Consider the following 12,083-nt stretch of genomic DNA (forward strand, 5'->3'; position numbering starts at 1 on the left):
GCCAAGATATCGGCCCGCGCCTGCGCACGCTGCCGGGGAACACCCCGTCTGCGTGTAGGAAAAGTCCTACGCGTGGCGGATGCCGACCCGGCATCCAGACCCACGAGCGTAGAATCGGCCGCAAATTTTGCAGAGTAGAGCCCACATGGATACCGCACGCCTCGACCGTTTCGTCGCCGGCAAATGGGACGAAGAAATCGTCCCGCAGCTGGTCGAGTACATCCGCATCCCCAATAAATCCCCGATGTTCGACGCCGACTGGGTCGCCAACGGCTACATGGCCCAGGCAGTAAAGCTGATGGAGACCTGGGCACGCGCCCAGCCCATCGCCGGCATGCAGGTGGAAGTGGTCGAACTGGAAGGCCGCACGCCACTGATCTTCCTGGACATCCCGGCCAGCGGCGAAGGCACCGGAGAGGATTGCGTCCTGCTGTACGGACACCTGGACAAACAGCCGGAAATGACCGGCTGGGACGAAGACCTTGGCCCGTGGAAGCCGGTGATCAAGGGCGACAAGCTCTACGGTCGTGGCGGTGCCGATGATGGCTACGCAATCTACGGCTCGCTGTCGGCGATCCTGGCATTGCAGGAACAAGGCCTGCCGCATGCGCGCTGCGTGATCCTGATCGAAGCCTGCGAGGAATCGGGCAGCTATGACCTGCCTGCCTACGTCGACCACCTGGCCGAACGCATCGGCAAGCCGTCGCTGGTGGTGTGCCTGGATTCGGGCTGCGGCAACTACGAGCAGCTGTGGTGCACCACCTCGCTGCGCGGCATGGCCGGCGGCAACTTCACCGTGAAGGTGCTCAGCGAAGGCGTGCACTCGGGCGATGCCTCGGGCATCGTGCCGTCCAGTTTCCGCCTGCTGCGCCAGCTGCTGTCGCGGCTGGAAGACGAGAACACCGGCAAGGTCGTGGTGGACGGGCTGTTCGTCGAGATCCCAGCCGAGCGCCTGGAGCAGGCCGCCAAGGTCGCCGGCGTGCTGGACAGGGAAGTGTTCGAGAAATTCCCGTTCCTGCCCGGCATGACGCCAATGGACGACGACCTGACCGAGCTGGTGCTCAACCGCACCTGGCGCCCGGCGCTGTCCATCACCGGCGCCGATGGCCTGCCGGCGCTGGCTTCGGCTGGCAACGTGCTGCGCCCGCAGACCTCGGTGAAGATCTCGCTGCGCCTGCCACCCACGCTGGACGGCAAGCGCGCCGGCGAGATCCTGAAAGACGTCCTGCTGCGCGACCCGCCCAATGGCGCCAAGGTCGAGCTGGTGCTGGAGAAATCCTCCACCGGCTGGAATGCCCCGGCCCAGTCGCCGTGGCTGACCAACGCGATCGAAGGCGCCTCGCAGGCCGCGTTCGGCAAGCCGGCGATGTACATGGGCGAAGGCGGCACGATTCCCTTCATGGGCATGCTGGGCGAGAAGTTCCCCGGTGCGCAGTTCATGATCACCGGCGTGCTGGGTCCGCATTCCAACGCTCATGGCCCCAATGAATTCCTGCACATCCCGATGGGCAAGCGCGTCACCGCTTGCGTGTCGCACGTGATCGCCGCCCACCACACGGCCAGCGTGGCCGGCCAGACCGTCGGCGTGGCGGCGGTGGCCGGTGGCGAGGTACACGGCGACCACGGCTGCTGCTGACACCGCACAGTGGCATAAGGACATGACGGCCGCGCGATGCGGCCGTCATGTTTTCCAGCCATCACCGGGTACGCCGCCCTTATGATCGGCGCATCACTCATCCAACGAGACCTTAGATATGCACAACCTGTTTGGCAGTGACAGCTGGCTCTACATCGCCCTGGTCGGTTTCGTCGTTGGCCTGCTGGCGCGGGTCATCACCCCGAACAACAAGCGCATGGGCTGCCTGTTCACCATCTTGCTGGGCATCGCCGGTGCGGTGCTGGCCGGCTGGTTTGGCCGCAGGATGGGCTGGTATGGCGCCGGCGAGCCGGCCGGTTTCGTCGGTGCGTTGATCGGCGCAGTGGTGATCCTGGGCCTCAGCACCCTGTTCACCCGCCCGGCACGCGGACGCAGCAGCAGATAAGGCCATCGCACACGCTCCGGTACGAAAAAGGCCACCCGCAAGGATGGCCTTTTGTTTTCCTGGTAAACCTGGGCCTTCCATCCAGCCACGCCTGCTGGCGTGACTGGATCGCTTCGCTCGCTCAGCGCTTACCAGCGTGGCGCGTGTGCATGGCCGATTCGTGATCCAGCCAGTTGTCGCCCTTGTTCTTGAGGAAGAACACGTAGACCAGCAGCGAGACGAACATCACCGCCGTGGCGTAGATGATGAAGGTGTCCATCTGCTTGGTGCCCTTGGCCCACTGGTACAGCATCGGCGCGGTCCCGCCGAAGACCGAATTCGCCAACGCATAGCCCAGACCGACGCCCAGCGCGCGGATGTAGGTCGGGAACAGTTCGGCTTTGACCACCGCATTGATCGAGGTGTAACCGGTCAGGATCACGAAGCCGATCACCAGGATCGCAAACGCCGAACCCGCCGTGGTCTGCTGCGGCAACGCAGTGATCAGATACCAGGTGTAAGCCACGCTGCCGACACCGAAGAACACCAGCAGTGACTTGCGACCGATGACGTCCGACAGCCAACCGCCGACCGGCTGCAGCAGCATCAGCACAGTCAGCGCGATCAGGTTGAGGACGGTGCCCTTCATCACGTCGTCGCCGGCGAAGGCGGTCTGGATCATCTTCGGCCCGGTGACCGAGTAGGTGTAGAACGCCAGCGTGCCACCGGCGGTGATCAGGAAGCACAGCAACAACGGACGCCACTGGTTGACGAACAGCTCCTTGAGCGAGCTGGACTTGCCACCGGACTTGGCATCGGCGATCTGCGAGCTCGACAGCGATTCGTCCATCGTGCGACGCAGCCAGAACACCACGATCGCCGAGACGCCACCGATCGCAAAGCCCACGCGCCAGCCCCATTCGGTCACGTGCTCCTTGCTGAAGAAGGTCAGCAGCAGGAACAGCGTCAGCTGCGCCAGCACGTGGCCACCGACCAGGGTGACGTAGTGGAAAGAGGACAGCAGGCCGCGATGACCCGGCACCGCGGCCTCGGACATGTAGGTCGCACTGGCACCATACTCGCCGCCGGTGGCGAAGCCCTGCAGCAGGCGCGCGATGACCAGCACGATCGCCGCGCCAACGCCGATGGTGGCCGCGGTGGGCACGATGGCGATGCCGAACGAGCAGATCGCCATCAGCGTCACCGACAGCGTCAGCGATGCGCGGCGGCCATGGCGGTCGGCATACCGGCCGAAGAACCACGCGCCGATCGGACGCATCAGGAAGGTCACCGCGAAGATCGCCCACACATACAGCGTGGCGTTCTTGTCACCCGCAGAGAAGAACTTGGATTCGAAATAACTGGCGAACACCGAATAGACGTAGACGTCGTACCACTCCACCAGGTTGCCCGCCGAGCCCTTGAGCGTGTTGGAAATCGAGCGCTTGAGGCTCTTGTGGCTGGCCGCCATTGGATCGGCGGCGGGAATGGGTGCGCTCATGCGGGCCTCGCTGTCATGACTGGAAGATGGAGATGGTCCTGTCCCATCGTGATGCCACGACAGGCGGCGCCTGGAAGACATCGCCGCCATGGTGGGCAGCGCGTCGTGATCGGCACGCGATGGAAGCCGCACTTTATAAACGCCGAAGGCCCGCAGGATCGCGGGCCTTCGACTTATTAGCTAGGTCGAGGCCGCTATACGCACCTCACCCGATACGGCCCTCAGCTGCGGCCGTACTGGTCCTCGAAACGCACGATGTCGTCCTCGCCCAGATAGCTGCCCGACTGCACTTCAATCAGCTCCAGCGGCAGGCGACCCGGATTCTTCAACCGGTGGGTGACGCCGAGCGGGATGTAGGTGCTCTGGTTTTCGGTCAGCAGGATCACCTCATCGCCACGGGTCACTTCGGCCGTGCCGCTGACCACGATCCAGTGCTCTGCACGATGGTGGTGCATCTGCAGGCTCAGTGTCGCGCCAGGATTGACCGTGATGCGCTTGACCTGGAAACGCGCGCCACATGTCGATGGAATCGTAGGCGCCCCAGGGGCGATAGACCTTGCGGTGCAGGACTGCCTGGCTGCGCTCGTCGTGCTTGAGCTGGGCCACGACCTTCTTGACCTCCTGCACGCGATCCTTTTTCGCGACCAGGATCGAATCGTCGGTTTCCACCACGACCACATCGTCCAGGCCCACCAGCGCGACCAGGCTCTCGGCATAGACGTAGCTGTTGTGCGTGTCGACGGTGATGACGTCGCCCGAGCACGCATTGCCGTTGGCATCCTTCTCGGTGACTTCCCACAGCGCTGACCAGGAACCGACATCGTTCCAGCCCACGTCCAGCGGCAGCACCTTGGCATCGGCGGTCTTTTCCATCACCGCGTAGTCGATGGAGTCGGATGGGCAGGCGGCGAACGCCGTCTTGTCCAGGCGGATGAAGTCACCGTCACGCTTGGCGTTTTCCAGCGACGCACGCACGGCCGCCACCATCTCCGGTTTGAACTTCTGCAGCTCTTCGATATAGCGGCTGGCCTTGAACAGGAACATGCCGCTGTTCCAGAAATAGCTGCCTTCGGCCACGTACTTCTCGGCGGTCTGCGCGTCGGGCTTTTCGACGAAGCGCAGCACCGGCTGCACGCCCTGGCCACCACCGGCCTGGATATAGCCGAAGCCGGTTTCCGGACTGCTCGGCACCACGCCGAAGGTCACCAGCGCACCAGATTCTGCGGCCGCGACAGCCTGCTCGACCGCGTTGCGGAAGCCTTCCGGGTTGGTGATCACATGGTCGGATGGCAACACCAGCAGTAGCGGATCTTCACCGCCCTCCATCGCGCACAGCGCGGCGGCAGCGATGGCCGGGGCGGTATTACGGGCGACCGGCTCCAGCAGGATGCTCGGCTGCGGCGCCTTGATCTCACGCAGCTGTTCGGCCACCAGGAAACGATGGTCCTCGTTGGCCACCACCAGCGGCGGCAGCGAGGTCAGCGGCTCAACGCGGCGCCAGGTGGCCTGCACCATGGTGTCCTCGCCGCCGAGCGGCAGGAACTGCTTGGGATAGGCTTCGCGCGACAACGGCCACAGGCGTGTACCGGAGCCGCCCGACAGCAGAACAGGCTGAAGCTTGGTCATTTTGATAAGTCTCTCGCGTGGGGATGCGGAAAGCGCAGTGTACCCTGCGCACCCGAACCTTAATGCGGCATGGCGCATGAACGACACGTCATCTTCACAGGCCATTACAGTGCGCGGCACGCAGCGATTGCAGTGGGCACGCGCGGCCCTGGAAGACCCGCAGGCATCACTGGAGCGGGCCAGTATCGACGCCGGCCAACGCAGTTATTGGCGGACTTCCAGTACGGGGACGCCACGGATCGTGATGGACTCCCCACCAGAACTGGAAGACGTGCGGCCATGGCTGCACTGGCACGCGGTGCTGGCCGACGGCGGCGTGCGGCTTCCGCAGATCCTGGCCCGCGATGTCGAGGCCGGCCTCCTGTTGCTGGAAGACCTCGGCCAGCCCACGCTGGCCCAGACGCTGGCCCGCGACCCATCCGATGCCGATGCCTGGATCGATGCCGCCATCGACCAGTTGCTGAAGCTGCAGGCGATCACCCCGCCGGAAGGCACCAGCGTGTTCGGCGAGGCCCTGCTGCAGCGCGATGCCGGCCTGTTTGAGGAATGGTTCCTGCGCCGCCACTTGGGCATCACCCTGGACTGCGATCTGAGCGATGGCCTGGAACTGGTCCAGCGCCGCTTGATGGACAACGCCCTGTCGCAGCGCAAGGTGCTGACCCACCGCGACTTCATGCCGCGCAACCTGATGCCCGTGCAGCCAGGGCCAGCGGTGCTGGATTTCCAGGACTGCGTGATCGGTCCGGTGGCCTATGACGCCGTGAGCATGCTGAAAGATGCCTTCCTGAGCTGGCCGCTGGCGCGCGTGGATGGCTGGCTGCTGCGTTACCACACACGTGCGCTGGCGGCGGGCATGCCTGTGCCGGCATCGCCGCAGACCTTCCTGCGCGATGCCGACTGGATGGGCATCCAGCGCCATCTGAAGATTCTGGGCATCTTCTGCCGCCTGCACTATCGCGACGGCAAATCGCAGTACCTGCCGGACCTGCCGCGCTTCATCACCTACCTGGACGAAGTCCTGCCGCGCCATCCGCAGCTGCAGCCGTTGCAGCAGTTGCTCGACAACCACATCCGCCCCGCCCTGCAGGCGCGCGCCGCATGAAGGCACTGGTCTTTTCCGCAGGACTTGGCGAGCGCATGCGCCCACTCACCGACAGCACGCCCAAGCCATTGCTGGAAGTCGGCGGGCAACCGTTGATCGCCTGGCATCTGCGCAAGCTGGCCGCGATGGGCATCACCGAGGTGGTGATCAACCTGAGCTGGCTGGCCGAGCGCTTCCCGCAAGTGCTGGGCGATGGCAGTGCGTTCGGCGTGCGCATCATCTGGTCGCCCGAGGGCGCGGTGCCACTGGAAACCGGCGGCGGCATGCTGCACGCGCTGCCGCTGCTGGGCAATGCGCCGTTCCTGGCGGTCAATGGCGACGTCTGGACTGATTTTGATTTCGCCACGCTACCGCGCGAGCCGGCCGGCGACGCGCACCTGGTGATGATCGACAACCCGCCGCACCACCCGCGTGGCGACTTCCATTTCGATGCCGCCGGCCTGCTGCAGCCGCGCAGCGATTCGGCGGCGAACTTCACCTATTCAGGCATCGGCGTCTATCGCCCCAGCGTGTTGCGCGACTGGCACAAGGTGTTCGAATCCAGCACCAGTCCGGGCCTGGACGGACAGCCGCCGCGCTTTCCATTGGCGCCCCTGTTGCGGGCGGCGATGCGCCGCAACGCCGTCAGCGGACAGCGTCATCCCGGGCGGTGGACCGACGTGGGCACGCCGCAGCGACTGGCGGAGCTGGACGCGCAGCTGGCAGCGGAATCCGGTCACACCCCGCGTTAGACACAGGCCACGTGGCGTGGCGGCATGGGTGCCTGGCGGTTAGGATCGGCACATCCCTCAGGATGAGCAGCGCACAGGAGTCGTGCCATGGCCGCAGCAAATGGAATGCAGGTTTCAGCCCTCACCACCGCCCAGGCGCTGGCCCGGCGCGCAGCGCAGGCCGCAGGCGACGCTGCCGGGGCCGAACAGGCGGATCGCCTGATCCTGGAACACCGCGGCATCGGTGGCATCGATGCCATGGCGCTGGTCCGCGACATGGTCGCCGTGCCGGGCTACCCAGGTCACCGCAAGGTCAAGCCACTGATCGAGGCCATCGAACAGCAGCTGGACAAGCGCGAGGCGCACCGCTTCGAACGTGCCCTGGACGATGCCGGCGTCACCGACAGCGCCTTCGAGGATGCGACCGAGAAAGCAGGCCGCGGTATCTCCGGGTTCTTCCGCGGGCTTTTCCATGCGGTGGAAAAGATCGACGACACCATCCGCAAGACCTTCGACAAGGTCGGCCAGTGGGCGCATGCCACGGCCAGCGACCCGAACGCCGGCCTCCTGGCGCGTGTACTCGCCCGCACCGTGGAAGCCCCGGTCGCCCTGGCCAGCACCGCCTACAAGACCGTCAGCGCGCCGGTGATGAGCGCCGTCCACACGGTCGAGGATGTGGCCGCGGCAGGCAAGGTGATCTACCGCTTCGTCTCCGACGAGCCTTACCGCGACACCATCACCACCTTCGCCCGCCTGCGCATGACCGAAGAGCTGACCCTGCCCGGCAAGCTGTTCGACCAGGTCACCGAACAAGCGCTGGACAAGCTGGGCAACTGGGAAACCGGCCTGCTGCAGGCCAAGCTGGCGGGGACCGAAGGCGACTACCTGGCCCAGTTCGCCGGCGAACGTGGCATTTCGCTGTTCACCGGCATGTGGCCAGTGGCGCAGGCCGAAGCCCTGGACCGCCTGGCCAGCGTCCTCAAGAGCGTCTCGCTGGACGAGGTGGAAGGCCTGAAGAACGTCATGGGCCATGCCAGCGCCGCAATCGGCCGCGACGACGACACCAGCGCGCTGGGCCTGAAGACCCTCGGCCATCTGGTCGATGAATACCGCCACGAAGGCACCCTCGACACCCTGGTCGACACCGCCCGCGTCACCGGCAGCCTGGACACCCTGATGCGCTCGGGCCAGCTCTCGCCGGGCGAACTCACCGACCTGGCCCGGCATGACCCCACCCTGTTCCTGCCCGACGCCCAGACCTTGGCCGGGCTGTCTGCCGAGGAGCGCGCCCGCTACGGCAGCGTCGATCTGGACACCGCGCTGCAGGCCAGCCTGGGTCAACTGGATCTCTCCAAGCTCACCGCCCACCAGGCCGCCGATGCCACCGAAGCCCTGGTCGGACGCAACCTGGCCCAGGCCGGCTACAGCGACATCGCCGCCCTCACCGGCAAGGACGGCGAACAGCTGCAGATGGCCGCGCGCAATGCGCAGGGCCAGATCGAGTTCTTCGACTTCGATGCCAAGGCGATTGCCGCCGCAGCGCGCCAGGCCGACGGCACCGGCTCGACGCTGGCCGGCATCATCGGCCAGGTGCAGCTAGATTCAGGGCAGTTCCGCGAAGCCCTCGATACCCGCGCCGCCGAAGCAGGTACCGCCCGGACCAGCCCAGACGCCGTGCCCACGACGGCCACCGCCGAGCCTTCACCGAAACAGGTGGCCACCGACGCCAGCCAGGGCGCGCTGGCCCTGCCGATGTCCGACGAACGCCACGCCGACTACCCCATGTACCGCGCGGCCGTGACCGGGCTGGAAGACGAAGTCAGGTCGCGCCACATCCAGTTCGCCGATCATGCCGAACTGGAGCGCGCCGCCGGCCAGCTGGTGGTCGAAGCGAAAGCTTCCGGCCTGCCCACGATTGCCCGCGTCGCCGCCATCGACGGCGGCAAGGCCATCTTCGCCATGGATCGCGATCCATCCGATGCCAACGCCGCAGCCGCCCGCCGGATCTACGTGGACCGCGAACAGGCCATCAGCCACAGCGTCGCCGACAGCTCCCAGCGCGCCGGCCAGCTTGAAACCGACCTTGCACAGGCACTCGGGACACCCGAGCGCGACACCGCCATCGCGGCACGCTGACGCTCAGGCCTCGCCGGCAAGCACCTGCCGCAGGAACGGCACGGTGACCCGGCGCTGGGCGGCCAGCGAGGCACGGTCCAGGCGTTCGACCAGTTCGACCATTTGCGCGGGCTCGCGCGCGGTGCGGGTCAGCATCCAGTCCACGGCAGCATCTTCCAACGCCAGTCCACGCCGGCTGGCACGGTCGCGCAGCAAGGCCGCGCGACCGACGTCGTCCAGCGCCCGCAGCACGATGCGGTTGCACTGCCCCAGGCGCGAACGCAGGTCCGGCAGGAGCAAACCGATTTCGTCAGGCAGATCGGCCGCGGTGTAGAGCAGGCCGATGCCGGCAGCGCGGGCGCGATTGTGGAAATCGAACAGGGCGATCTCGTCGGCGCGGTCGCCGGCAATGGCCTCAAGACCGTCCAGCACCACCAGCGCATTGCGCTCCAGGCCATCCAGCGCCTGCTGCACGTAACCGCGCGCCGCGTGCAGCGGCAGGTATGCCGCGACACGCCCGACCTCGGCAGCCGAAGCACAGGCGGCCAATGCCAGATGGGTCTTGCCGGCGCCATGCGCGGCCGACAGGTACAGCCAGTCCGACTCGGGCGCCTGCGCCAGGGCCTGCAACTGCTCCAGCGCGCCGGCCGGCGCGCCGATGAAACTATCGAAACGCTGGTCCGGCGGGGTCCGCAGCGCCAGCGGCAACTGCGGCACGCTCATGGCTGGGAAGGACCCTGCGACTGCGGGGATTCGATGGAGGCGTGCTGGGGATCCAGCAGGATCGTCGGCGGCCCGCCGGCGTAGAGCTGGCTGTGGGTGTAGCGCTCGTGCGCGTAGCGCAGCAGCACGTTGATCACCGCCGCGATCGGCAGGGCCAGCAGCATGCCCAGGAAGCCGAACAGCTGGCCACAGGCCAGCACGGCGAAGATCACCGCTACCGGGTGCAGGCCGATGCGGTCGCCCACCAGCTTGGGGGTCAGCACGTAACTTTCGATCACCTGGCCGATGCCGAACACGATCGACACCAGCACCAGGTGCTTCACGTCGCCGTACTGCATCAGCGCGGCGATCAGCCCCATGGCCACGCCACTGGTCGGCCCCAGGTACGGGACGAAGGTCAGCAGGCCGGCGATCAGGCCGATCAGGATGCCCAGGTCCAGGCCCACCGCCCACAATCCGGCGCCATACAGCACGCCAAGGATGATCATCACCAGCAGCTGGCCCTTGAGGAAACCACCCAGCACGTCGCTGGATTCGGCCGCCAGCCGGCTGACCGTGCCGATGTGATCGCGCGGCACCATCGACGCCACCCGGCCCACGATCAGGTCCCAATCGCGCAGGAAGAAGAAGGCGATCACCGGGATCAGGATCAGGTTGGCCATCCAGCCGAACAGCGCGAAACCCGAACGCGACACATAACCCCACAAGGTCCGGGCCACGCCGCCGGCGCGCTCCCAGTTGCTGCGCAGCAGCTCCCAGACATGGGTGAAATCCAGGTAATCGGCGATGCGCACGTTGAACCTAGCCTCCAGCCACGGCACGGCCACCGTGTAGATCCAGTGCTGGTAGCGCGGCAGCGACTGGATCAGCGTGGTGACCTGGTCCTGGATCAGCGGTACCAGCAGCAGCAGCACGATCACCAGCACCAGCAGCATCACGAAGAACACCACCGCCACCGAAGTGTTGCGCGACCAGCCGCGCAGCTCCAGCCGGTCCACCAGCGGGTCGCCCATCCAGCCCAGGATCGCCGCGACCGCGAACGGCGTCAGCACCGGTGACAGGATCCACACCAGCCAGATCACCGCGGCAGCCACGGCGGCCCATTGCAGCCGGCGCAGGAACTGCGCGATGACCTGCTGCGGATCTTCAATGATCATGCGTTTACCGTCCTGGTGGAGCTGTGGGGAATCACTTGAGGTGGAACACGGCCGGGTTGCCGTCGCCGCCGACGACCGGGCCATCTTCGCCCAGCATCCGCTTCAGGCCATCGACGCCGCTCAGCAGATCCAGATCCAGTTCGAGCGTGTCGCCGTCCGCGCGCACCGGCGCGATCCGGCGCACCACCGCGGCCTGCTGCAGGGCGGCCGACAGGCGCAGGTAGTCCTCGCTGCTGCGGATGCCGCTGACGATCACCCGGTAGGTGCCCGGCGCACCGCCGACGGCCTGCTTGGCATAGCGCTTGACCAGCGCATCGGCCGCACCGTCGGCGCCGCTGGCCATGGCCTGGCGCGCATCGGCGTTGTCGGTCGACCAGGTGGCCAGGACCTTGCCGTTATCGACGAAATTCCAGTCCGCCACCCAGCCGGACTTGCCGCGGTACAGCTTGCCCACCAGCTGCATCGGCGGCGCGTAGCGGGCCGAGGCCCGACTCACCGCGGCGATGTCACCGCGCCAGATCGAACCGGCCAACGCGGTTTCGGCCGCCGAGCCCTGCGGCAGGCCCAACCGGTAACCGCGATCCACCGCCCGGTCCAGCAGCGGACGCGCCGCCGCCGACTGCTGCAGGCTGACCAGGCGCGGGCCGCTGCCGTCATCGATCGCCAGCCACACCACCGGCTTGGGCCGCGGCTGCGGCCACACCGGCAGACCCAGCACGCTGGCCAGCACATCGACCTTCTGCTGGTCGAAACGGGCGATCAAGGTGGTCCGGAAGGTCGGCGCACCGCCAGCCGAAGTGCCCTGGTCCTGGCGGTAGTCATAGCCATCAACGTAATTCTTGGCGTTGCGCAGCTCGGTGGCCACGCCCGGACGCGCAGTTGCCCCCTTGTCGCCACTGACCTTGGCCAGCACCTGGCCCAGCGCGCGGGCGAACCCGCCGTTGCGGTCGTTTTCCGCCTGGCTGGCCACGGTGACCTCGGCCTCGTACAGGCCCTGGGCCTTGGCCACATCCCCCTCGGTGCGCATGTCGTCCTGGGCCAGCGCGGGCAAAGCGCTCAGGAAAAGAAGGGCGGCAGCGGCGAAAGCGGGAAAACGGCGCATCGAGCGTCCTGTGAACAGCGAATCCG

At 66.6% G+C, this 12,083-nt stretch carries 9 protein-coding genes and 1 pseudogene; 5 read left to right on the forward strand and 5 right to left on the reverse strand.

Annotation, left to right across the window (positions count from 1 at the left end; genetic code table 11):
- Positions 1 to 145 precede the first annotated feature (145 nt).
- Together O8I58_RS05905 and O8I58_RS05910 are read left to right on the forward strand one after the other, a co-directional pair.
- Complete coding sequence (locus O8I58_RS05905; RefSeq protein WP_298321480.1) at positions 146 to 1,636, forward strand: M20 family metallopeptidase; 1,491 nt, start codon at positions 146 to 148, stop codon at positions 1,634 to 1,636.
- 118 nt (positions 1,637 to 1,754) lie between these two features.
- Entirely contained in the window at positions 1,755 to 2,042 is a 288-nt protein-coding gene (locus O8I58_RS05910) for a GlsB/YeaQ/YmgE family stress response membrane protein (RefSeq protein WP_298321481.1), read from the forward strand.
- Between the two features lie 121 nt (positions 2,043 to 2,163).
- Here the strand turns inward: O8I58_RS05910 and O8I58_RS05915 are convergent, their stop codons facing one another.
- Positions 2,164 to 3,522 carry an MFS transporter gene (locus tag O8I58_RS05915; protein WP_345781327.1) on the reverse strand — a complete coding sequence of 453 codons (1,359 nt, stop codon included), beginning with the start codon at positions 3,520 to 3,522 and terminating at the stop codon, positions 2,164 to 2,166.
- A gap of 221 nt (positions 3,523 to 3,743) precedes the next feature.
- Positions 3,744 to 5,148, reverse strand: a pseudogene (locus O8I58_RS05920) (mannose-1-phosphate guanylyltransferase/mannose-6-phosphate isomerase).
- A 76-nt stretch (positions 5,149 to 5,224) separates the two neighbouring features.
- Here O8I58_RS05920 and O8I58_RS05925 point away from each other — a divergent pair.
- The 3 genes from O8I58_RS05925 (at position 5,225) to O8I58_RS05935 (ending at position 9,096) form a co-directional block, all read left to right on the forward strand.
- Complete coding sequence (locus O8I58_RS05925) at positions 5,225 to 6,250, forward strand: aminoglycoside phosphotransferase family protein (protein WP_298321482.1); 1,026 nt, start codon at positions 5,225 to 5,227, stop codon at positions 6,248 to 6,250.
- Positions 6,247 to 6,981, forward strand: coding sequence for an N-acetylmuramate alpha-1-phosphate uridylyltransferase MurU (gene murU, locus O8I58_RS05930; protein ID WP_298321483.1), 735 nt, complete (start codon positions 6,247 to 6,249; stop codon positions 6,979 to 6,981). Before O8I58_RS05925 ends, murU begins: the two co-directional genes overlap by 4 nt.
- Positions 6,982 to 7,068: 87 nt before the next feature.
- Complete coding sequence (locus tag O8I58_RS05935) at positions 7,069 to 9,096, forward strand: XVIPCD domain-containing protein (RefSeq protein WP_298321484.1); 2,028 nt, start codon at positions 7,069 to 7,071, stop codon at positions 9,094 to 9,096.
- Between the two features lie 3 nt (positions 9,097 to 9,099).
- Here the strand turns inward: O8I58_RS05935 and hda are convergent, their stop codons facing one another.
- Genes hda through O8I58_RS05950 form a run of 3 tightly spaced genes read right to left on the reverse strand, consistent with a single transcriptional unit; the run spans position 9,100 to position 12,057 of the window.
- Complete coding sequence (hda, locus tag O8I58_RS05940; RefSeq protein WP_298321485.1) at positions 9,100 to 9,798, reverse strand: DnaA regulatory inactivator Hda; 699 nt, start codon at positions 9,796 to 9,798, stop codon at positions 9,100 to 9,102.
- Positions 9,795 to 10,952 (reverse strand): AI-2E family transporter, encoded by a 1,158-nt coding sequence (locus O8I58_RS05945; protein WP_298322789.1) that lies wholly within the window; start codon positions 10,950 to 10,952, stop codon positions 9,795 to 9,797. The genes hda and O8I58_RS05945 overlap by 4 nt, the downstream gene beginning before the upstream one ends.
- A gap of 34 nt (positions 10,953 to 10,986) precedes the next feature.
- Positions 10,987 to 12,057 (reverse strand): DUF2066 domain-containing protein, encoded by a 1,071-nt coding sequence (locus O8I58_RS05950; protein ID WP_345781328.1) that lies wholly within the window; start codon positions 12,055 to 12,057, stop codon positions 10,987 to 10,989.
- Positions 12,058 to 12,083 lie beyond the last annotated feature (26 nt).

Origin of the sequence: Pseudoxanthomonas sp. (genome assembly GCF_027498035.1) — a bacterium.
In the GTDB taxonomy this organism is placed as follows: domain Bacteria; phylum Pseudomonadota; class Gammaproteobacteria; order Xanthomonadales; family Xanthomonadaceae; genus Pseudoxanthomonas_A.